Origin of the sequence: Celeribacter baekdonensis (assembly GCF_003047105.1) — a bacterium.
Taxonomy (GTDB): Bacteria; Pseudomonadota; Alphaproteobacteria; order Rhodobacterales; family Rhodobacteraceae; genus Celeribacter; species Celeribacter baekdonensis_B.
In genome coordinates this window covers 741,061-763,202 of sequence record NZ_CP028475.1, presented here as the reverse complement: position 1 = coordinate 763,202, position 22,142 = coordinate 741,061, and the positions used below count along the sequence as shown (strand labels likewise).

The window sequence follows — 22,142 nt, the reverse complement described above, 5'->3', positions numbered from 1 at the left end:
TTTACCCGCCCACACCCGGAGCAGCCGTCTGAGCCGCCGCAACGGCTGCGTTCCAAAACGGGTTGGCAAAGAGCAGGATCATCGCCACGACGAAACAATAAATCGCCGTGGATTCGATCATCGCAAGGCTGACAAACAGGGTCCGCGACAGGGTTGAGGCGGCGTCAGGTTGTTGGGCAATGGCGCTAAGCGCAGTGGAGGCCGCCCGCCCTTCGCCAAGCGCCGGACCGATGGCGCCAAACGACACGGTGATGCCCGCTGTAAAGATCGAGATGGCGGCAATGAGACCGAGATCAGTCATAATGTTTCCTTTTCAGTCTGGGGAGGATGTGCGGGGTCGGATGAAGAGGCTGTTGAAGAGTCTGTGGCGCTTGAGATGTAAACCGTTGCCAGAATGGCGAAAATATAGGCTTGGATCATGCCCGTCAGCAGACCCAGAACATCCATGATCACCGGAAAGAAAAATGGGGCAACCCCGAGCAGGATCGTGGCAATCACCGCCCCGCTCATGATGTTGCCGTAGAGGCGCACGGCCAAAGAGACGCCGCGCGAAAATTCGGAAATGATATTGAAGGGCAGCATGATGAATGAGGGTTCAAGATAGGTCTTGAGATAGCCCCCAAGGCCCCGGCTGGTGATGCCAAACAGTGGCACGGCAATGAGCACCGAGAGCGCCAGCGCAGTGGTGGTGGACAGCGACGCAGTGGGCGGTTCAAACCCCGGAATGACCAGCAACAGGTTGGAGACGGCGACGAATAAAAACAGCGTCCCGGCATAGTAGAGCAACGGGCGATCCGAACGCCCAGCGATCTCTTTGATCTGGCTTTCGATGCCCTGAACGATCACCTCCAACGTGGTCCGCCAGCGATTTGGCGGCACATCGGGGCGCAGATTTCGGGTGATCAAAATAGAGCCCAAAGTCAGCACCAACATAACGATCCAAGTGAAAAACACCGTGGCATTCAAAGGGATACCCCAAAGGTCGAACAGGATGGTTTGGTCAGGCGACAGGGTCATGATGTGGCTCCTGATCCGGGGGTGAACAGGTCCAAACGAATGGCGAGAAATCGCAGGATCACAAAGGCCAAAGCAAAGCCGGCAAAGGCCCAAACCCCGCCCCATGCCACCACGATCCAGCCCGCGCCAAGCAAAAGCACCATGCGCAAAGCCGCGCTCAGGATCAGCACAGACACCGGGTGTGCGGCCTTTAAAGCGCGCCGCATGCCATAGGCCAGACCTGCGAAAAACACCGCACTCATCACCGCGCCACTGACCAGCCCGATGAGCAAAGCCATCCAATCCACGCTCACCGCGTCTATTGACATCATCGCTCGCCTCCTTCTTTGCTGACCCATGCCCCGGCGATGAATGCGCCAAGAACCACACCGCCCAAAATCAACGCGATGGTCCATGAAAACGTCTGTGGTGCAACCCGGTCCAGCCACAGACCCAAAAACGCCCCGCCAACCGTGGGCACGGCAACCGACCAACCGACCATGCCAAAGGTGCTGATGCCACGCAACGGGCTTGGGGCGGGATGATCGCGGGTCGATTTCATCCGCTGGGCATGACGCGCAATGTCGCGGGCAGACCGGTCTGATTTGGGATCAGGGGATTTGCTCATAGCGGTGGCTTTCGCAACTCGGCAAAACGGCGCACCATATTGGCCTCAAGCCGCGACAGGGCGGCGCGCGCGATGCGTTCGTCTTCGTCCATCTGCACGAAACTGTCCTGCACCCGGTCTTGCAGGCTGACAAGATCATCGCCCGCCACGCCGCGCCGGGTGGAGACACTGACGTGATGGCCCTTTTTGACCAAAAGCCCCTCATCGAGGCCAAAAATCACTTCGCTGCCATCCGTCAGAACCAGCGTCAAAACCGACGGCACAAGCGCCGTGACCATATCCATATGGTTCGGCAAAATCCCAAAACCGCCGTTTTGCGCCACCGCCGTCAGCCGCGTTGCCTGCCCTTCAAACAGCGTCCTGGTCGGCAGGCGCAAGGTGACGCTCATCTCACTCGAAAGGCTCATGTCGTCCCCTTCAGGTCCTGCAACCCGCCGATCATGTAATAGGCACTTTCAGGCAGATCGAATTGGCTTTGGCCCAGAATGGTCTCACAGCCATCCAACGTGTCCGCGATCGGCACCGATTTGCCCGTCGTGCCCATGAAAGAGCCGGTGGTGAAAAACGGCTGGGTCAAAAACCGCTCCAACCGACGCGCGCGCGCGACGGTGGCCCGATCCGCCGAGGACAGTTCTTCGAGGCCCAACATGGCGATGATGTCGCGCAATTCTTCGTAGTCGGCCAAGGTCCGGCGCACCGCGCGGGCGATGTCATAATGGCGTTGACCCACCACCGAGGGCGTCAACATCACCGAGGCCGAGGCGAGCGGATCGACCGCCGGATAAAGCCCTTCACTGGCGCGTTTACGCGACAACACCACCGAGGCCGAGAGATGCGAAAAGATATGCGCCGCCGCCGGATCGGTGAAATCGTCAGCCGGGACATAGACCGCTTGGATCGAGGTGATAGAGCCTTTGTGGGTCGAGGTGATCCGTTCTTCCAACCCGGCCAATTCGGTCGCCAATGTCGGCTGATACCCCACCCGCGACGGCATCCGCCCCATCAGCCCGGAGACTTCGGACCCGGCCTGAACAAATCGGAAAATATTGTCGATCAACAGCAACACATCCTGACCTTTGTCGTCGCGGAAATATTCCGCCATGGTCAGGGCGGTGTTGCCGATCAAAAATCGCACGCCGGGGGCTTCGTTCATCTGCCCAAACAGCATCACCGTCTTGTCGCGCACCCCGGCCTCGCCCATGTCGCGGTACAGCTCCTCGGCCTCGCGCGAGCGTTCGCCAATGCCGCAAAACAGACTGACGCCCTTGTGATGTTGGACGGTGTTGTTGATCAACTCGGTGATCAACACGGTCTTGCCCACCCCCGCGCCGCCAAACAGTCCGGTTTTGCCGCCGCGCTCAATCGGAGACAAAAGATCAATCGCCTTGATCCCGGTCTCAAGCGTCTCTGACTGCAACACCCGATCACTCAGCTTCGGCGGCGCTTGGTGGATGGAGCGCTGTGCGACACCTTTGGGCGCAGGACGTCCGTCAATCGGCGCGCCGAACACATCCAGCATTCGCCCCAAGACCTCATCCCCCACGGGCACGGTGATCGGCCCGCCGGTGCTATGCACCGCCATGCCCAAACCAAGCCCACGCACGGGGGCCAAGGCCATGGCGCGCACCAAACCGTCGCCGATCAGCGCCGCCACCTCAAGCGCCACATCGCCCGCATAGAGCAGATCATGGATATGGGGCACATCCCCGTCAAAGGCGACATCAACAACACCGCCACGAATGGCGGCGATGTGACCCGCACGGGGGCAACCGGAGGCCTGTGATCCGCAGCATCCCTGCCCGGTTGATCACTCTGGCTTTGAGCCTCTTTCGGCGTCACATTCATCGTATATTGACCCTTTTAAAATCCCACCTCGCGCACGCAGCACGCCAGACAGCGAGTCCTGTTCAATAGGCGCAGCCTGACAGAAAACCACGACAATGGCATTGACCCACGTCAGCATATGAGGACGGATCAGTACACAAACGCGTGAGGTCAATCCGCTCAGATCGGACGAGCCTTGCCGATATAAGAGGGTATGGTGTCTTGCAAACACGGGCGGCTTTGTCGGAGCCTATGCCTTTGATGGATCACTATGCCTTTGATGGATCACAGAGACACCATACAGAGACAAACAACGAACAGGCGGAACAGCATGGCACAGAGCCTTGTCATTATGGGAGTGAGCGGGTGTGGCAAATCCACGCTCGGGCGGGCCATTGCGGCGCGGCTTGGGCGACGCTTTGTCGAGGGCGATGATCTTCACCCGCCCGAAAACCGTGCCCTGATGGCGGCGGGGCGGCCATTGGATGACACGACGCGCGCCCCGTGGTTGGACCGGATCGCGGCAGAAATGGCTCAGGACGCGGGCGTCGTCGTCTCCTGCTCCGCGCTCAAACGCGCCTATCGGGATCGGTTGCGTGAGCGGGAGGGCGTGGTTTTTATCTACCTTGCCCTGCCCCGAGGCATGGCCCAAACCCGCGTCAGCGCCCGCGCGGATCATTTCATGCCCGCCACCTTGATCGACAGCCAGTTCGCCACGTTAGAACCGCCATCAGGTGAGCCAGACGTGATTGAGATCGACGCCAAAGCGCCGTTTGACACCGTGCTGAACACCGCTCTTACGGCTCTTGAAATGAGGGGCCTTTAACGGGTTGAGGCCCCGACCCCATCTCTCGCCGTGAGCGCGTGCGCGGCAGGACAACCTCTTCGGCTTGCATGAGCGGAGCAAAGCCCAGATACCGGGGAGAAGAATGAAAGGCCAAACCCCATGGAAAACGCCAAACTGTCCAAGACCTCAAAGCCCAATCTTGTCGCTGCGGACGGAAAACACTCTCGTCACGCCATCATTGCGCTGAGCATTGCGGCGGTGTTTTTTCTGTTTGAATTCGTCACCCGCGTTTCCCCCTCGACCGCGACAGAGACGATCAGTGCCGATTTGGGTCTGTCACGCGCCGGGCTTGGGGTGTTTTCCTCTTTGTTCTTTTGGATTTACGCACCGATGCAAATCGGTGTCGGGCTTTTGCTTGACCGCTATGGCGCGCGCCGCTTTGTGGTGCCCGCAATTGCGCTTTGTGCCGGTGGGATGATGTTGATCGGGGTCGCGCCATCGGCCTTTGTCGCGGCTTTGGGGCGGATTTTGACCGGGTTTGGCGCTTCGTTCGCCTTTGTCGGCGCGCTTTACGTGGTCAACCATTGGTTTGCCCCCAAACGCTTTGCCCTCTTGTCAGGTCTGGTCAATGCGGTGGGCATGTTGGGCACGGCGGTGGGGGTGATTTGGCTCACCTCTTTGGTGCAAAGCGCGGGCTGGCGGCCAAGTTTCATTGGCATTGGCGTCTTTGGATTGGCGCTTTTTGTCCTCGCGCTTTTTGCCTTTCGTGATGCGCCCTCTGCGGGGGACAGTGCCACCCACCCCTCTCCCATCGGCCCGCTCAAACAGGTGATCAAAAGCCCCCAGGTCTGGTTGGTCGCCTGTGTTGGCGCTCTGGTTTACATGCCCATCAACGTCTACGGCGGGCTTTGGGGCAACGAGGAATTGACCGCAGATCACGGCCTCTCCTCCGTTGCCGCCGAAACCGCCGTGTCGATGGTGTTTTGGGGGATGGCATTGGGATCGGTGCTGTGGGGCGCGGTGTCTGACGCGTTGGGCCATCGCAAATGGATCGTGTTTGGCTGTGCGATCTTGGCGATGCTGGCGTGGAGCGTGGTGATTTTCCTCCCGCTGACGCAGCTCTGGATCGTGTCTGTCCTGTTGTTCCTCGGCGGGCTGTCTTGTGGCGGGCAGATGCTGACCTTTGCCATGGCCAAAGAGGGCCAGGATCAATCAACCGTCGGCACCGTCACCGCCTTTGTCAATATGATCGGGATTGGGGCGGCTTTGGTGTTTCAACCGCTTGTGGGGGTGCTTTTGGACTTCACCGACAATGATCACGCTCTGGCTTTGTCGGTGGTGCCGCTTTGTTTGGTGCTGGCGGCGGGACTGACCGTGGTGCTGCGCGAGCCGGATCAGCCGCATTTGCGGGCCAAACGCCGAGCGGAATAAGTCTGGGCCAAAGCATACCGGGCAAAATAAATCCGAGCTTTAGAGCTGCGGCGCAATCGTGCAGCCCCCCTGCGGCAGCATCATATCCGGGTGTGGCAGGTTCAACAGCGCCTCAAGCCCGGCGTTGTCTTCGACCATATCTTGCAGGGTCATACTGTCCAACACGCCGTAAAACGCCTCAAGTGCCGCCATCAACGCCACGCGCAACCGACACACGGAACTGAGCGGACAGGTGTTGTCGGCCCCGGCAAAACATTCGGCAAAGGGCACACCCGCTTCGAAATGGCGAAACACGTCGCCAATCGTGATGCTGTCGGGGCTGCGTGCCAAAGCAATGCCGCCGGCCCGCCCGCGCGTGGTGTCGATATAGCCCTCATTGGCCAAAAGATGCACCACCTGCGCCAAATGGTTCTCTGAGGCATTCGCCGCCTTGGCAATCTCGGCGCGGCGCACCATATGGCCGGAGTTCACGGCACAGGCCATCAACACGCGCATGGCAAGATTGGTTCGGATTGTCAGCCGCATGGCGGGGGGGCTCCCTGTGAGATCTGTGGCAGCTTATAAAGCGGTGCTTTTGCGCCACGTTGATCTACATCAGAAAGGTATATTTCAAATAGAGAAATAGCCGCTTTCAAACGGGATTTCGGCCTCAGACCCGTTGATTGCGGTCAAAACAAGCCGATTTTCGCAGATCATCAGCGATTTTACGCCATCAAACCCCGCCGGGCGCGGCAGAACGGCGATGGCATGGCGCAGCGTGTGGCGCGTGTTGGGCGTGATGGTGAGCGCGGTCGGCACGCCTTCGCGGGCAATCGCATTGTCGCCAAGCGCCGCTTTATGACCCTCCGCCCCGGCGGTACAGCCATCTTCGATGCCCAAAACCCCGTCATGTCGCCCGTCCCACGGCGCATACTCGCGCCCGCCATTGGAGATCCACAGCATTGTCACCGGCATCACCGCGCTGTCTTTGAGCACCACGACAATATCATTTTGCGCCGCACGGGTCACGGCGGTCCAACCGACACCGGCCTCCGCCTCCACCAAAGTGACGAAATCCTCATGCCCGCTGCCACGCGGATATTGGGTCAGGTCCACCGTGCCACCATTGGCGGCGGGAAAACGCGTCAGATCGGAGCTGCGCCCCGGATAGGCCAAAATATGCGCCGGTTCCAAAGGAGTAACGGGCGTCAAAGCCGCGCGCTTGGGCGAAGTGGCAATGGCATCGCCGGGAGACACACGGATCATCGGGTGATGGGCAAAGGTCAGACCACCCGGTGCGGTTGCCTCTTGTGGTCCGCCTTCGATCACATGGGTTTGGTAGAGCACGGGGTGGTCTTCGCAAAGCCGGATTTCTTTCGTCACCCGCGCGCCCATGATGTCGTGATCCAACATCAGTTTCATCCCGGCACAGCCCGCGCCTTGATAGCGGCTGATCAGATGCCAGCGCGAATTGGCGCTCCAGCCATGCGGCGGGTCAGCCACAAGATCAGACGTGCCAAAGGGCGCAGCCAGAAAATCCCCGGCCAAATGGGCGTCAATCACGCTGTCTGCGGCCTGCGCCGAGGGCGTGCCAACCCAATGGGCGGTGTGCAGGATATCGTGACCGTTTAGAGAAAAACGGCGAATATTGCCGACCTCAGGATCAAAGGCCAGGTCCGCAGGCCCCGCTTGAATCCTCAGCCAGCGCTCCAAGATCAGCCCCTAAACCCAGTGGCAACAACAAATTTTTCCGAACTGTCCGACCGTGACGCGGGCGGTTTGACATGCATGACCTTTTCAAACTTTTGTTTGAGCAGCTTTTGCAAATCGCCCTCCGCACCGCCGGCCAACACTTTCGCGACAAAGGTGCCGCCCGGTTCCAAGACGTCAAAGGCAAAATACGCCGCCGCCTCACACAGCGCCATGATGCGCAGGTGGTCGGTCTGTTTGTGCCCCGACGAGGCCGCCGCCATGTCCGACATCACCACATCGGCATTGCCGCCAAGCCACTCTTTGACCTTTTGATCGGCATCGTCTTCCATGAAATCAAGTTGGTGGATTTCGGTGCCCGCGATCGGATCGACCTGTTGCAAATCGACGCCCAGAATAGTCCCGATTTTCTTGCCGGATTTCTCGCCCAAAGCGTTGACCCGTTTGACCGCCACCTGACACCAACCGCCCGGAGCACAGCCCAAATCAACCACCCGCGCGCCGGGCACGAGAAAGCGGAATTTGTCGTCCAGTTCCAAGATTTTAAATGCCGCCCGCCCGCGGTAGCCCTCATCCTGGGCCCGCTTGACATAGGGGTCGTTGAGTTGGCGCTCAAGCCAAAGCGTCGACGAGAGCTTGCGCCCCCGCGCTGATTTCACTTTCACCCGCAGTTCGCGCGCACCGCGTCCTGAGCTTTTCTTTTCGGTCATGTGTTTTGGGTCCTTTGATCGGGGACCTTATAGCAGGGGGATGGGCATGGGGGAAAGGGGGTGTTGCGGTCTCAAACCCCGCCATCGTCGCGATAGACGCGGCTTGAGACAGAGACAGAGTTTTTGGACGGGTCTTTGGCATTGGCGAACACATAGCCGTCGGCGTGATGGAGCGGGCCAAAGGCGATCCCTTTGGCCTCAGCCTCGCGACAGAACCCCGCAACATCGCGAACATCAAACACGAGTTTGATGAGCGCCTGACCTTCTTTTTGCCCCTTTGACGCCGGATGCAACAACAGCGCGAACTCTGTGTCGGGGTGACGCAGCTCAACCAACCTGTCACCCTCTTCACAATGAGCCTCAAAGCCAAAGAGGCCGGTGTAGAAATCCACCATCTCTTCGACCTTCTTCGTGTAAATGAGGATGCGCCCGAGTATTGCCGTCATGTCACACACCTATGTCATCGAAAAAGGCCTCACTCAAACGCCTTCAGCCGCTTCATCAGGCTCGACGTGTCCCAGCGTCCGCCGCCCATTTTCTGGACGTCTTTGTAGAACTGATCGACCAGTGCGGTGACCGGCAGCGATGCGCCGACCTCGTCGGCCGTGGCAAGGCAGATCGCCAGGTCTTTGCGCATCCAATCGACGGCGAAACCGTGGTTGTACTCATCCGCCAACATGGTTTTGTGGCGGTTGACCATTTGCCATGACCCGGCGGCCCCGCCGGAAATCACCTCTACCAAAGCTTCCCCATCCAGCCCGGATTTTTCCGCCAGATGCAGCGCCTCAGAGAGGCCCTGAACCAGACCGGCGATGCAGATTTGGTTGCACATTTTAGCGGTCTGGCCCATGCCGACCGCGCCCAGACGTTTTACGGTTTTTCCGTAAGCGGCCATCACCGGCTCTGCGGCCGCAAAATCCGCCTCAGCCCCGCCGCACATCACCGAGAGCACCCCGTTTTCCGCGCCCGCTTGGCCGCCCGACACCGGGGCATCGACATAGCCGATGCCAAACCCGGCGGCGGCCTCGGCCAATTCGCGGGTGACCTTGGCAGAGACCGTGGTGTGATCGACAAAAATCGCACCTTTTTTCATGCCCGCAAAGGCCCCATCCGCGCCAAGACAGACCGAGCGCAGATCATCATCATTGCCGACACAGGCCATGACGAAATCACACCCCTCAGACGCCTCACGCGGCGTGGCGGCACACCCGCCCTGATGCGCCTCGGCCCAGGCCTGTGCCTTGGCTGTGGTGCGATTGTAGACGGTGACATCGTGCCCCTTGGCGGTCAAATGCCCGGCCATCGGGTATCCCATGACGCCCAAACCCAAAAATGCGACTTTCGCCATGGCTTTCCCCTTTGCAATCTATGTGCTTTAACGCGAGGCCAGAAGCGTAGCCCATCAGGGCGGCGCGTCAACACCCATATCCGCACAGCGGGCCTTCGGGTCCGACCCAACACGACTGATCCCCATGCCCCTCGCCATGCCCTCCATGCCCCGCATTTTTTCGTTGTTGCTCAAACTCGTGTCCACCCTTGTGCTCATCACGGTCCTGGGCATCTGGTTGACCTATTGGTTGGCCTCGCGCTCCCTGCCCGATTATGACGCCGCTCACACCGTGGCGGGGATTTCCGCCCCGGTCGAGATCGCCCGCGACAATGCCAATGTGCCGCATATTTTTGGCGCCACGGATGCGGATGTCTATTATGGCTTGGGCTTTGCTCATGCTCAGGATCGGTTGTTTCAGATGATGCTGCTCAGGCGCACGGCGCAGGGCAAACTTTCTGAGGTTTATGGCCAACGCACCTTTGCCACCGATGCATTGATGCGCCGCCTTGGGCTTTATGCCGCGGCGGAGGCTTCGGTTGCGGTGCAAACACCCGAAACCACGGCAGCGCTTGAGGCCTATGCGCGCGGTGTGAATGCGTGGATCGAAGAGGTCAACAAAGGGGCTTTGGGACGCGGTGCGCCCGAGTTCTTTTTGTTCCCCACCGAGATTGCCTATTGGCGGCCTACTGATTCCATCGCCATTCTGAAACTCGTCGCGGTGCAGCTTTCCGATCAGATCCCCAACGAAGTTTTGCGTGCGCGCACCTCTTTGTTAATTTCGCCCGAACGGCTGGCCGATTTGATGCCTGACGCGCCGGGTCAAGGCGCGGCCCTTTTGCCGAAATACGCGTCTCTTTTCCCCGATGTTGCGCCCTTCACCCCTGCCTCCGGCACCAAGTACGCGCTCGCCCCTTTCCCCGAGGCCGGGCTTGCGGGTGCGTCCAATGTTTGGGCCGCCGCCCCCGGACGCTCGGCCTCGGGCGCAACACTATTGGCCAATGACCCGCATCTGGGCTTTTCGGCTCCGGGGGCGTGGTATTTGGCGCGGCTGGAACTCTCCACCGGAGGCGTGATTGGCGCGACTGTGCCGGGAATACCGGGTGTTGTGTCGGGGCGGGGCGAGGATTTCGGATGGGGCATCACCGCCGCCTATCTCGATGACGCCGATCTTTATGTTGAAAAGCTCAACCCGGACAAGGAGGGCGAGGTTCTGACCCCAGACGGGTTCAAACCCATGCGCACGCGGCCCTCGATCATCCAGATCAAAGACGCGGCCCCGGTGACCTTGACGCTGCAATGGTCAGAAAACGGGCCGATCCTCCCGCCAAGCGCCTTTGATGTTGGCACAATCACGCCGCCGGGCCATGCCATGTCGGTGGCTTGGACGGCGCTGGTGTCAGATGACCGCTCGATGTCGGGGGTTGTGGCGTTGAACCACGCCCATACGATGACCTCCGCTTTGGCGGCCGGACGTGATTTCGCCGCCCCTGCGCTCAATCTGGCGCTCACTGACCCGGATCGGGTGGCGATGAAAGTCATCGGTCGCGCGCCTCTGCGTGACGCCGCCCATCAATCCAAAGGCCGCATTCCTTCCCCCGGCTGGATCGCAACCAACCGCTGGCAGGGCTGGCGCAGCTATGACGATCTGCCCGAATTCGACGCAGGGCCGGATGAGATCATCGGCAACACCAACAACAAAACCGTTGATGCACCCTTCCCTGATCACCTGTCCTATCACTGGGGCGACAGTCAGCGCATTCAACGGTGGCAACGGCTGATGCAATCGCGCGAGGTCCACACCCGCGAGAGCTTCATCGAAGTGCAAAACGACGTGGTATCGCCCTCGGCACGCGCCCTGTTGCCGCTTGTGGGTGCCGATCTTTGGTTCACTGGTGAGGCCGCCCCTGAGGGCACGCCCGAGCGCCAACGCCAACGTGCGCTTGATCTTTTGGCGGAATGGAATGGTGAGATGAACGAACATCTGCCGGAACCTTTGATCTATTACGCCTGGATGCGCGCTCTGCAAGATCGCCTGATCCGCGACGAGATTGGCCCGCTGTCGCATGAATTCACCCATGTTGAGCCACTGTTTATCGAACGGGTCTACCGCAATATCGACGGTGCCTCTGTGTGGTGTGACGTGTTGCAATCCGCGCCAGTCGAGACCTGTACCGACATTGCCCGCCTGGCCTTGGACGACGCGCTGTTGTGGATCGGCGAGCATTATTCGACCAATCTTGAGAGCCTGCGGTGGGGGGACGCGCATATCGCCAAACACGACCATCCGGTTTTGGGCCATGTGCCGTTCCTGAAATGGGTGGTGAACATCCGGCAATCGACCTCAGGTGGTGACAACACTTTGATGCGTGGCGTGACCTCTGGCGAGGGCGATGATCCTTTTGCCAACGTGCATGGCGCGGCCTATCGCGGTGTCTATGACTTTGCCGATCCTGACAGTTCGGTGTTTATCACCGCCACCGGGCAATCGGGGCATCCGCTGTCACGTCATTACGATGATCTGGGTGAACTGTGGCGGCGCGGCGAATATGTGCCGATGAGTTTGGACCCCGATCTGGCGCGCGCGGCGGGTGTGGGCGTGACCCATTTGATCCCCGCAGATGCGCAAGATCAGTGAGCGCTATGACGCGGATCAGACCTGCATCAGGATTGATCCGCGTCACTCTCAAATCACCCCTATTTCCTAACTGGAAATATTTTTAACAAGGACTTGCCAGAGCCGCCGCACTGCCGCATCCTTGTCCCAACACACGCGCTCAAAGGAACATCATTTGGCTTGGGTTTTTCTCACCATCGCAGGGCTACTCGAAGTGGTCTGGGCCTTCACCATGAAACAATCCGACGGGTTCACCCGCCCCGTTGAGACCCTCTTGACCATCGTCATCGCACTCTGCTCTTTTGGCCTTTTGGCCGTGGCAATGCGCAGCCTCCCCTTGGGCACGGCCTATATGGTTTGGACCGGCATTGGTGCCGTGGGTGCCTTTATCGTGGGGATCGTCATTTTGGGCGAAGCGGCCACCCTGTCGCGTTTGATCGCAGCGGGCTTGATTTTGGCCGGGATTGTGACCATGAAACTCTCACATTGAGCCGCACATCCTGCGGTGGTTTCATCCGGTGAGTGGCCATGGACGAGTTTGACAAGATGCAGGCGGGCGGGTGGTATTGCTGCCTTGATCCGGCGTTGGACGCACGCCGTTTGCGGGCCTTTGACGCGGTCCACGCCCATAACACCACGCGTCCCAGTGAACGCGGCAACATCGCCCCCGAGCTGCGCGCACTTTTGGGATCAGCGCCGGACACTGCCCGGATCGAAGGCCAGTTTCATTGCGTCTACGGCCTCAACATCCATCTGGGCGAGGCGGCGTTTTTGAACGTTGGCTGCGTGATTTTGGACAGTGGCCGGGTCGAGATCGGCGCGCGGTCGATGTTGGGACCCAAGGTGCAAATCTATTGTGCCGATCATCACCGCGATCCGAAGCTGCGCGGCCAGTTAATCGAACGCGCCCTGCCCGTCCGCATCGGTTCAGATGTCTGGATCGGCGGCGGCGCGATCATTTTGCCCGGCGTGACAATCGGCGATGGCGCGATTGTTGGCGCGGGCAGTGTTGTGACCAAAGATGTGGCTCCCGGTGTGACCGTCGTCGGCAATCCGGCGCGGGTGATGAGCACGCAGCACTAACACCAAGCCCTTGCTCAACCTTGCTCAGGCGTTCAATTTGCGCCGCTTGGCCTTGCCCGCAAAGACAATGAACGCCGCGCCGTTTTTCAGCGCCTTTTGTGCCGCAGCCTTATGGTCCGGATCGGTCAGACGGTCGGGGTTGGCGGAGATGGCTTTGCAGTTTTTGACAAACACTTTGTCCCAGCCTTGCGCACGCAGGTTGAACACAGCGCGTTCCAAAGCCACGCCATGAGCGGGGGCAACAACAAATCCAATGAGTGCGTTGCGCAGACCGGGGCGCTTGGCGATTTTCGGCCCTGCCGTCGCCTCCAACAACAGCATGTACATTTTTGCCACCATCTTGTCCGCCATCTTAGATCTCCCGAAATTGCTTTTCTTGCCGCGGCGTCCAGAGCACCGTCATCTGATAGCCCTCCTCGGTCGCCGTCTCCTGTTCCACCACACCTTCCGCAAACAACCAAGCGCGTTGTTTGCCCTGCGCATAGGGCAGCAGAAACGCGCGGCTGATTTTTTCTTCTTCGAAATATTTCGAAATGGCCGCCAAAAGATCGGCCACCCCTTCGCCCGTCACTGCGGAAATGGCGAATTTGTCATCCTCGGATTGGGCGCGCTCAAGCCGGGCCTGACGGGCCTCATTGTCCAACAGGTCGATTTTATTCCACACCTCAAACATCGGCGCATCTTCTTTGATGCCAAGATCCGTGAGGATTTTGCGCACATCCGCCGCCTGTTCTTCGCTTTTCTCATGAGAAATGTCGCGCACATGCAAAATCAGATCGGCGTCCAGAACCTCCTCCAACGTCGCGCGGAAAGCGGCGACCAGTTGGGTCGGGAGGCTGGAAATAAAGCCCACTGTGTCCGACAGGATGATCTCGCGGTCTGTACCGCCCTGCGGTGCCTCAAGAACCACGGAGCGCATGGTCGGATCGAGCGTGGCGAACAACATGTCTTTCACGAACACATCCGCGCCCGTGACCTTGTTGAAAAACGTCGATTTCCCGGCGTTGGTATAGCCAACAAGGGCGACGATCGGGAACGGCACCTTGGCGCGCGCGGCACGGTGCAATTCGCGGGTTTTGACAACTTTCTCAAGCTGGCGTTTGAGCCGCAACAGGTGATCGTCAATGGCGCGACGGTCGGCCTCGATCTGGGTCTCGCCGGGACCACCGACAAAGCCCAAACCACCCCGTTGCCGTTCAAGGTGGGTCCAGGCCCGCACCAGACGGGTGCGTTGATAGGTGAGCGCGGCCATTTCGACCTGCAACACCCCTTCGCGGGTGCGGGCGCGATCCGAGAAAATCTCTAAAATAAGCCCCGTGCGGTCGAGAAGTTTGACCTTCCACTCTTTCTCAAGATTGCGCTGTTGCACCGGGCTGACGCGCCCGTCGATCAGCACCAAATCCACCTCAGCCGCTTTCAACCGCTCTTTCAGTTCAGCGATTTTGCCCGAACCAAAGAGTTGACCGGGCTGCATTTTCGGCAAGCGCACGATCTCGGAGCCGACCACCTCGAGTTCGGGCAAAGCATCGGCCAAGGCCACGGCCTCTTCTAGCCCTGCGACCGGGTCGCGACGGCTGCGATCTGATGTGATATCTGGGTGGATGACCCATGCGCGGGTCTTCAACACCTCATGTTCGTGCAGTTCGGACAATCGTGTTCCTTAGGGGTTGCGGATGATCACGGGCGGTTTGCGCCCCGGATTTCACCCAATCTCTACTCTGCCGCAGGTAGCGGTTTGCACTCTGATTTACAAGGGTGCGACACCGGGAAACGCAAAAAGGCACAGCCCCAAAGGCCCATGCCACCCCGGACAAAATGCCGGTGTCATGCGTCGTAAGGCATTGTCAGGCTGCGGCGTCGCACAGCCCCCAACGCTTACTCTTCGCCGTCGTAGAGATTGATCGGTTGCGCCGGCATTATGGTCGAGATCGCATGTTTATAAACAAGCTGACTTTGACCATCGCGACGCAAAAGCACGCAGAAATTGTCAAACCATGTGATCACGCCCTGAAGCTTGACCCCGTTGATCAAAAAGATCGTTACGGGGACTTTGGTTTTGCGGACATGATTGAGAAATGCGTCTTGAAGATTCTGTTTGTCACCGGCCATGAGACTTTGCCTTTATTCTTGCGCTTATGATGCGAGCTGCCCCTCGGGCGACAGCACTTGGCGACACGTTCGCAGGAGTTCTTAAGGAATGTCAAGATAACGGCATGAATTTTGGCCAGATGCCGGGAAAGGCGGCACAATTTTGCGTCACTACGACCGCTAACGCCGCCAGAATTCCGGGTTCAACAGCGCAATAATTGCCAACATCTCAAGCCGCCCCAAAACCATGGTTCCGGCCAAGATCACTTTTTGCGGGTCAGACAAGCTGGCGTAGCTCATCGAGGCTTCGCCTGCGACTTTGACCAAAGGCCCGGTCGTGGTCAGCGCCGAAATGGTAAACACCGCCGCCTCTTCGAATTCCACGCCAAACAGCGCCAACAACATCATCACAAAGGCGATGGTGAAGGCAAAGACCATGAAATAGACCCAGGCAACATAGGCACCTTCGCGGCGGATGCGCCGCGCATTGGCACCCGCGCCCCCGACCGAATGCGGTGAGATCAGTTTTTCAATCTCGCGTTCGCCGTGACGCACCAAGGCGTAAAGCCGGATCAGTTTCACCCCGCCCGCCGTGGTCGCCACGCCGCCGCCAAAGATCGCCAACCCCATCAACAACACACCGGGGGCCTGCAAGCCGGACCACAGCCGCGCCTCGGCCCAACCGGAGCTTTCAAACCCTGCGGTCGAAAGAAAGGAGAGCACCATGAACAAGCTGCCCCAAAGCGAGGACAGTGCCCGCCAGAACGTCCAATCGCCGGACACTTCCAACACGCTGACCCAATGGCGCAGGAACAGGAAAATCGGCACGGAGATCATCAGGGCCAGCGCAATTTTCATCTCGGGATCGCGCCACAGAGGCGGCGCATCGGGACGCGGGTGATCGGCGGTGAAGGTTTTGCGCGACAGAGCCAAAAACAAGAAGGCAAAGACCAAAAGCTCGCCCATGAACCCGGCGCTGCCATTCGCCAACCCGCCCACAGGCGAGATGCCCGAGGTGGCCATGACCGACATCGCATGACAGAGCGCGACATAGGCGGAGGAGCCGACCATGGAGAGCGCGAACCACAGCGCCAAGGTCAGGCCCAGATAGATCGGAAACAATTTGGCGGTGAAGCGCGCCATCCGTTCGGGGGCGGCGGCGATACGGGTGATTTGTGAGGCGCGGACCTCGCTTTGGCCCGGCTCGCGCGATGAAATCACCTCAAACCCGCCCAGATTCAGCGGTGCCAACACCGCCACAGCCGTGACCCAGGCAAACAAGCCCCCCAGCCAACCGACCAACGCCGTCCACAAATGTACCGGGCGTGACAATCGCGTCGGATCATCAAACAGGGTCGCCCCCGTGGTGGTCAGCGCCGAAACCATTTCGAAATAAGAATTGAAATAGGTGGTGGTTTTGGTTGCCTCGGCAAAGGGCACGGCAAGGATCAGCGGCAGCAACGTGTAGGTTGCCAGAAGCGTCAAAAGTTGATTGCGGCCCTCGCGGTCGCGGTCGCGCGTGCTGTCGCGATCTTCGGTGCGTTCGGGGCGAAACCGGGCGATGGCGATGAACATCGCAAGCGAGGAAAACAACACCGCCGCATAGACAAAAGCGCGCGCATCGTCCCATTCGCGCAAACCAATGGCATAGGCCGCCGGGATCAGCATCGCCGTCCCAGACACCAGCATGAGCTGGACAAAAAATGGCATGCGCGCAAAGCGGTTCATTAGAAAAAGTCGATCGACACTTGCAACAGGCGCTCAACCTCAGGCACGTCAGCGGCGAGCGAGAAGATGGTGATCACATCGCCCTCATCAACGCGGGTGTCGCCCGTGGGTTTGATGTATTTATCGCCTTTGACAATCGCACCGACCAATACGCCCTCGGGGAAAGCGATGTCTTTGATCCGCTTGCCGGAAATTGGTGAGGTGGAGAGCACTTGCGCCTCGATCACCTCGGCCTCGCCATCGCCGACCGAGTAGACATTGCGCACCCGACCATGGCGGATGTGGCGCAGGATCGAGGAGACAGTGGTGGCGCGCGGGTTGATATAGGCGTCGATGTCGAGCGCGGTGAGGATCGGCACCAAGGTCGGGTCATTGACCAGACAGATCGCCATCGAACAGCCCGCCTGTTTGGCGCGCACAGCGGAGAGCATATTGACCTTATCGTCGTCGGTGACGCAAAGCACCGCGTCGGTGCGGCTGATGCCCGCCTCAGAGAGCAGTTCCTGGTCCAACGCATCACCATTGAGCACAATGGTGCGCTCCAAACTGTCGGCAGCGCGTTCGGCCACTTTGCGGTTTTTCTCGATGATCTTGGCCCGCACCCGGTCGGTGCGCGCCTCCAAAGCCTGCGCCACGGCCAATCCAACATTGCCGCCACCAAGGATCACGACCCGGTCTTGTTTGCCTTGCTTTTTGCCAAAGATTTCAAGGGTTCGGGTGATGTCATCCGAGTGGGTAAAGACGTAAATCGCATCGCCCGCATAGAGTTGATCATTCGGGTCCGGGGCAAACAAACGTCCGTCGCGGCGCACACCGACAACGATGGCGCGCAGGGTGGAAAACAGGTCCGACAATTCGCGCAGCGAGGTGTTGAGCACCGGGCAATCTTCGACCAAGGAGATGCCCATAAGATGCACTCGACCCGCCAAAAATGCTTGGGTGTCAAAGGCGGCAGGCGCGGCCAGACGGCGCAGCGCGGCCTCGGCCACCTCTTTTTCCGGGCTGATCACCACATCAATCGGCATGTGATCACGGCGGTAAAGATCGGAATAAATCGCGGTCAGATAGCTTTGTGCCCGCAGACGCGCGATTTTGCGCGGCACGGCAAAAACCGAATGCGCCACCTGACAGGTGACCATATTGACCTCATCGGAATAGGTCGCGGCGATGATCATATCGGCATCGCGTGCGCCCGCTTTTTCCAACACATCCGGGTAGGAGGCAAAGCCTTCGATCCCCTGCACGTCCAACGTATCGGTCGCGCGGCGCACCAGGGCGGGGTTGTTGTCGACGACGGTCACGTCGTTTTTTTCGCCCGAGAGTTGCTTGGCGATCTGCCAACCCACCTGCCCCGCGCCGCAAATGATGACTTTCATTGCATCATCCCTGACTGTTTTGACATCGTCGTTTCAGCTAAGAGGCTTGTCATGTCTGATCCCTTCGGTCAACTCGTCTCGCGGGCTTCACTCGGCATCTTCAGAGATATAGGCGACGCGCCCGCCCTGTTTGTTGCCGGTCATCACACCCAAGGATTTGAGTTTGCGGTGCAAAGCGGAGCGTTCCATGCCGACAAAGGTCGAGGTGCGGGAGATATTGCCGCCAAAGCGGTTGATTTGCGTCAAAAGATATTCACGCTCAAACAATTCGCGCGCTTCTCGCAGGGGCAAGGTTGCGATGGCGGGCGACAGAATGGCACGCGTGTCATCCTCGGTCGCCCCCTCCTGCGACGGCAATTCTTCGGCCTCGATGTCGCCTGATGCCTCGCCCAGGATCAACACCCGTTCGATCACGTTTTTCAACTGCCGCACATTGCCCGGCCACGTCATGGTTTGCAGCATCGCGGCGGCATCTTCGGAGAGCGCGCGCAGCGGCAGACCCTGGGTACGGTTGAGCATCTCAATGAAATGATTGGCCAGTTCCGGGATGTCCTCGCGGCGTTTTTCCAACGCGGGCACCTCAATCGGCACCACATTGAGCCGGTGATAGAGCTCCTCGCGGAAGGTGCCCGCGGCAATTTCCGTCGCCAAATCGCGCGCAGTGGACGAAATCACCCGCAAATCGACTGACACTTTCGCCGTGCCGCCGACGCGGGTGAACCTCTGATCAACCAGCACACGCAGGATTTTCGACTGGGTGCCAAGCGGCATATCCGCCACCTCGTCGAAATAGATCACCCCGCCATGGGCCTGTTCCAATAAGCCTTTTTCAATCCCGCGCTCCGGGCTTTCGCGGCCAAACAGCACCTCTTCCATCCGGTCGGGTTCGACCGTGGCCGAGGACACGGTCACAAAGGCGGCGTCCTTGCGATCGGAATGAGTGTGAATGAAGCGCGCAGCCACTTCTTTGCCCACGCCCGCAGGCCCGGTCAACATCACCCGCCCGTTGGATTTGGTCACCTTATCGAGGTTGATTTTGAGCTGTTTGAACGCCGAGGACACGCCGATCATTTCAACCTCGGCACCACCGGAACGTTTGAGCGAGGCGTTTTCGCGCCGCAGCCGCGAAGTCTCCATCGCCCGGCCAACAACGACCATCAACTGATCAATATTGAACGGCTTCTCGATGAAATCGTAAGCGCCCTGTTTGATCGCCGCCACGGCAATTTCGATATTGCCATGACCGGAAATGATGATGATCGGCACGTCGGGATGTTCGCGTTTGACATGTTTGAGAATGTCGATCCCATCCATGCCGCTGTCTTTCAACCAAATGTCGAGCACCATCAGCGAGGGCACCTGATCGGCGATCTCTTTGAGGCATTCCTCAGAGTTCGACGCCAAGCGCGTGTCATAGCCTTCGTCGCGTAGAATATCTCCGATCAATTCCCGGATATCGCGTTCGTCATCGACAATCAAAATGTCAGCCATGTGTCACACCCTTTACCTCAACATTATACTGCAAGCTTTTGTTTTTCATCTACTTCCACCTCTTCGATCAAGGACAGACGTAACGTCGCCCGTGCCCCGATCTGTCCCGAGGGATCAAGAGGCACACCGTCCGTCAATGTCAGGGTGCCCCCATGTTCCTCGATGATTTTCTTTACAATCGGCAAGCCCAACCCGGTGCCCTTTTCGCGTGTCGTCACATAGGGCTCAAACAGGCGCGAACGGTCTTCGGGTAGGCCGATCCCGTTGTCGGTGATGGTCACAACCGCATCCGTGCCGTCGCGCCTCAATGCCACATGAATATGCGGCGCGTGGCCCTCTGGTATGCCGTTTTCATAAAGGCTTTCAATGGCTTCCCCAGCGTTCTTGATAAGATTTGTTAACGCCTGACCGATCATCGTCGCATCCACCTCGGCCCAGGCGGACCGGGGCGTGATCTCGGCGGTGATGGTCACATCGGGCTGGGCATTTTGTTGCAACAACACGGCACCTTTGACCAATTCGACCAGATCATGATCACGCCGCTCAGGCGTCGGCATCCGGGCGAATTTTGAAAACTCATCGACAATGCGGCGCAAATCCCCGGTCTGACGCACGATCACCGAGGTGTATTGCTCCAAATCGGCCCGCCCCTCCGCGGAGAGGCCTTTGCCAAATTTGCGTAAAATGCGTTCGGCCGACAATTGGATTGGCGTCAGAGGATTTTTGATTTCATGCGCGATCCGGCGCGCCACATCGCCCCAAGCGGCCAAACGCTGTGCCGAAACAAGGTCCGTCACATCGTCAAACACCACCACATAGCCCTCAAGCAACCCGTCCACGTCGCGCCGCGTGGCGATCCGCACCAACAGGCTTTCTTGCGCGCCGGATCGGATCAATCGGATTTCCTCTTGCACCACTTCGCGCGCCTGACTGCGCAACAGGTCAAACAGCGGGCCGAATTCCGGCACCACCACCGCCAGCGCCTCGCCCGTCACATCGCGCTCCCCCACGGACAAAAGCGCGTGCGCCGAGCGGTTGGACAGGGTCACCCGCCCCTCGGCGTCCAGGCCCATCACCCCCGCCGTCACCGATGAAAGCACCGAGTCAAACAGGCGGCGACGGCTGTCGATTTGTTCGTTGCGATCTAAAAGTTCGTTGCGCTGGATGTTGAGTTGGCCGGTCATTTGGTTGAACACCTGCCCCAGCGTCGCAATCTCATCATCGCCATCCTCGACCAGAACCCGCACCGACAGGTCCCCCTCACCGACCTGTTTCGCTGCCCCCGCCAACCGCCCGATGGGGCGCGCCAGACGTTCGGCAAACCACAGGCCAAGCCAGGTGGCCGCCAAGATCAAAATGATCGCAAAGCCCAGATATAAAAGGCCAAATTCGAACAAAAGCCGTCCGCGTTCGCTTTCCAACTGGTTGTAGAGCGCGATGGAATCTTGGGTGTCGTCGAGCAGATTGAGGATTTTGCCATCGACATCGCGGGTGACATAAAGATAGCGATCCGAAAAGCCCGCAAGCCGCTGCAAGGCGCGGCTCTCGTTGCGATCCCAATCGTCAATCAACACCAATTCGCCGGTTTCGGCACGGCGCAGATCAGCCTCTGAGGGCTGTTCGTAATCAAACAGATAGGAGCGTTCGCCCCGCGCCCGGATGTCGCCCGCGCGATCAATCACATAGGCTTCACGCAAACCGCGCTGGATCAACCCTTGCCCCTGATTGAGCACCTGACGCAGCGCGCCATCGGGCAGGATCGTCATGGACCGACGGCGCTCGATGATGAAATTCGCCAGCGCCCGCGTGTCTTCGGCCAGACCGTCGTGATGCTCGCTCTCATAGGCTTTGGCGGCCTCTAAGGAGGACCCGACCACATTGCGCACCCGATCCGAGAACCAGCCCTCAAGACCAAAATTCACCGTCACCACGGCAAAAATCGCCACAGTGATGGTCGGAATCAGGGCAAGAAGAACAAAGACGCCAGAGAGGCGCAGGTGCAGCCGAGAGCCCTCGGAATGGGCGCGGCGGGCGGCGATGACCCGAGCGATGCGTTGGGCAACAAGCCCCGCCACCACAAGGACATAGACCACATCGGCCAAAAGTACGGCACGCAGCGACCCCGACGCGGGACCGTGGTCCAACGGACCAAGCACCAAAAAGGTCGAGATCGCCAAGACCGGGCCAAGCACAAACACCGCCACAGTTGCAGCGTTTTGCAACCGACGCTGGCGTCGCAGGCGCATGAGCCTGTTCCAGCTTTGCTTGCCGATTGTCTGTGCCAAAAGCCCACCTCGTACAGATCCACCAGACCGCTCTGGCCCGGTGACCCGATGCCAAAACGCCCCCCTTCACCGTGGCACGAAG

Annotated in this window: 23 protein-coding genes; 5 read left to right on the top strand and 18 right to left on the bottom strand. The window is 59.4% G+C overall.

The features are described from left to right. Position 1: 1 nt before the first annotated feature. Genes DA792_RS07195 through atpD form a run of 6 tightly spaced genes read right to left on the bottom strand, consistent with a single transcriptional unit; the run spans position 2 to position 3,326 of the window. Positions 2-301 carry a F0F1 ATP synthase subunit C gene (locus DA792_RS07195; RefSeq protein ID WP_107719360.1) on the bottom strand — a complete coding sequence of 100 codons (300 nt, stop codon included), beginning with the start codon at positions 299-301 and terminating at the stop codon, positions 2-4. Continuing rightward, a complete protein-coding gene (locus tag DA792_RS07190) occupies positions 298-1,017 on the bottom strand; it encodes a F0F1 ATP synthase subunit A (protein WP_107719359.1) in 720 nt (239 codons plus the stop codon). The genes DA792_RS07195 and DA792_RS07190 overlap by 4 nt, the downstream gene beginning before the upstream one ends. After that, positions 1,014-1,328 carry an ATP synthase subunit I gene (locus DA792_RS07185; RefSeq protein ID WP_107719358.1) on the bottom strand — a complete coding sequence of 105 codons (315 nt, stop codon included), beginning with the start codon at positions 1,326-1,328 and terminating at the stop codon, positions 1,014-1,016. Before DA792_RS07185 ends, DA792_RS07190 begins: the two co-directional genes overlap by 4 nt. Further along, complete coding sequence (locus tag DA792_RS07180; RefSeq protein WP_107719357.1) at positions 1,325-1,624, bottom strand: AtpZ/AtpI family protein; 300 nt, start codon at positions 1,622-1,624, stop codon at positions 1,325-1,327. The genes DA792_RS07185 and DA792_RS07180 overlap by 4 nt, the downstream gene beginning before the upstream one ends. Then, entirely contained in the window at positions 1,621-2,031 is a 411-nt protein-coding gene (locus tag DA792_RS07175; RefSeq protein WP_107719356.1) for an ATPase, read from the bottom strand. The genes DA792_RS07180 and DA792_RS07175 overlap by 4 nt, the downstream gene beginning before the upstream one ends. Continuing rightward, a complete protein-coding gene (gene atpD, locus DA792_RS07170; RefSeq protein WP_254679465.1) occupies positions 2,028-3,326 on the bottom strand; it encodes a F0F1 ATP synthase subunit beta in 1,299 nt (432 codons plus the stop codon). The genes DA792_RS07175 and atpD overlap by 4 nt, the downstream gene beginning before the upstream one ends. Before the next feature lie 453 nt (positions 3,327-3,779). On the opposite strand from atpD, the gene DA792_RS07165 reads away from it, so the two are divergent. Next, complete coding sequence (locus DA792_RS07165) at positions 3,780-4,274, top strand: gluconokinase (RefSeq protein ID WP_107719354.1); 495 nt, start codon at positions 3,780-3,782, stop codon at positions 4,272-4,274. Between the two features lie 120 nt (positions 4,275-4,394). Beyond that, positions 4,395-5,666: an MFS transporter gene (locus tag DA792_RS07160; RefSeq protein ID WP_107719353.1), complete on the top strand. Its 1,272-nt coding sequence runs from the start codon at positions 4,395-4,397 to the stop codon at positions 5,664-5,666. A 39-nt stretch (positions 5,667-5,705) separates the two neighbouring features. On the opposite strand, the gene DA792_RS07155 is transcribed toward DA792_RS07160, so the two are convergent. The 5 genes from DA792_RS07155 to DA792_RS07135 all read right to left on the bottom strand — a co-directional run bounded on the left by DA792_RS07155 (position 5,706) and on the right by DA792_RS07135 (position 9,413). Then, positions 5,706-6,191 (bottom strand): RrF2 family transcriptional regulator, encoded by a 486-nt coding sequence (locus DA792_RS07155; protein ID WP_107719352.1) that lies wholly within the window; start codon positions 6,189-6,191, stop codon positions 5,706-5,708. Positions 6,192-6,275: 84 nt separating this feature from the next. Then, on the bottom strand, positions 6,276-7,358 hold the full coding sequence (locus tag DA792_RS07150) for a hypothetical protein (protein ID WP_107719351.1): 1,083 nt from the start codon (positions 7,356-7,358) through the stop codon (positions 6,276-6,278). Between the two features lie 2 nt (positions 7,359-7,360). Further along, positions 7,361-8,065 carry an RlmE family RNA methyltransferase gene (locus tag DA792_RS07145; RefSeq protein ID WP_107719350.1) on the bottom strand — a complete coding sequence of 235 codons (705 nt, stop codon included), beginning with the start codon at positions 8,063-8,065 and terminating at the stop codon, positions 7,361-7,363. 71 nt (positions 8,066-8,136) lie between these two features. Further along, on the bottom strand, positions 8,137-8,511 hold the full coding sequence (locus tag DA792_RS07140) for a VOC family protein (RefSeq protein WP_107719349.1): 375 nt from the start codon (positions 8,509-8,511) through the stop codon (positions 8,137-8,139). Positions 8,512-8,540: 29 nt separating this feature from the next. After that, the gene (locus DA792_RS07135) at positions 8,541-9,413 is read right to left on the bottom strand and encodes an NAD(P)-dependent oxidoreductase (protein WP_107719348.1); all 873 of its coding nucleotides are present in this window, start codon (positions 9,411-9,413) and stop codon (positions 8,541-8,543) included. A 145-nt stretch (positions 9,414-9,558) separates the two neighbouring features. Here DA792_RS07135 and DA792_RS07130 point away from each other — a divergent pair, with 145 nt between their 5' ends. The 3 genes from DA792_RS07130 (at position 9,559) to DA792_RS07120 (ending at position 13,092) form a co-directional block, all read left to right on the top strand. Beyond that, positions 9,559-12,030: a penicillin acylase family protein gene (locus tag DA792_RS07130; RefSeq protein WP_199908133.1), complete on the top strand. Its 2,472-nt coding sequence runs from the start codon at positions 9,559-9,561 to the stop codon at positions 12,028-12,030. Between the two features lie 154 nt (positions 12,031-12,184). Then, complete coding sequence (locus tag DA792_RS07125) at positions 12,185-12,499, top strand: DMT family transporter (RefSeq protein ID WP_107719346.1); 315 nt, start codon at positions 12,185-12,187, stop codon at positions 12,497-12,499. Between the two features lie 38 nt (positions 12,500-12,537). After that, positions 12,538-13,092: a sugar O-acetyltransferase gene (locus DA792_RS07120; protein ID WP_199908132.1), complete on the top strand. Its 555-nt coding sequence runs from the start codon at positions 12,538-12,540 to the stop codon at positions 13,090-13,092. A gap of 24 nt (positions 13,093-13,116) precedes the next feature. Here DA792_RS07120 and DA792_RS07115 read toward each other — a convergent pair whose 3' ends face one another. The 7 genes from DA792_RS07115 to DA792_RS07085 form a co-directional block, all read right to left on the bottom strand. Then, positions 13,117-13,443, bottom strand: coding sequence for a hypothetical protein (locus DA792_RS07115; protein WP_107719344.1), 327 nt, complete (start codon positions 13,441-13,443; stop codon positions 13,117-13,119). Position 13,444: 1 nt separating this feature from the next. Beyond that, positions 13,445-14,743 carry a GTPase HflX gene (hflX, locus tag DA792_RS07110; protein WP_107719343.1) on the bottom strand — a complete coding sequence of 433 codons (1,299 nt, stop codon included), beginning with the start codon at positions 14,741-14,743 and terminating at the stop codon, positions 13,445-13,447. A 224-nt stretch (positions 14,744-14,967) separates the two neighbouring features. Further along, positions 14,968-15,201, bottom strand: coding sequence for an RNA chaperone Hfq (hfq, locus tag DA792_RS07105; RefSeq protein WP_009571238.1), 234 nt, complete (start codon positions 15,199-15,201; stop codon positions 14,968-14,970). 159 nt (positions 15,202-15,360) lie between these two features. Further along, the gene (locus DA792_RS07100; RefSeq protein WP_254679463.1) at positions 15,361-16,890 is read right to left on the bottom strand and encodes a TrkH family potassium uptake protein; all 1,530 of its coding nucleotides are present in this window, start codon (positions 16,888-16,890) and stop codon (positions 15,361-15,363) included. 17 nt (positions 16,891-16,907) lie between these two features. Beyond that, positions 16,908-18,284 carry a Trk system potassium transporter TrkA gene (gene trkA, locus DA792_RS07095; RefSeq protein ID WP_107719340.1) on the bottom strand — a complete coding sequence of 459 codons (1,377 nt, stop codon included), beginning with the start codon at positions 18,282-18,284 and terminating at the stop codon, positions 16,908-16,910. 87 nt (positions 18,285-18,371) lie between these two features. Then, positions 18,372-19,775: a nitrogen assimilation response regulator NtrX gene (gene ntrX / locus DA792_RS07090; protein ID WP_107719338.1), complete on the bottom strand. Its 1,404-nt coding sequence runs from the start codon at positions 19,773-19,775 to the stop codon at positions 18,372-18,374. A gap of 23 nt (positions 19,776-19,798) precedes the next feature. Beyond that, the gene (locus tag DA792_RS07085) at positions 19,799-22,021 is read right to left on the bottom strand and encodes a sensor histidine kinase NtrY-like (protein WP_107719336.1); all 2,223 of its coding nucleotides are present in this window, start codon (positions 22,019-22,021) and stop codon (positions 19,799-19,801) included. Positions 22,022-22,142: the final 121 nt, after the last annotated feature.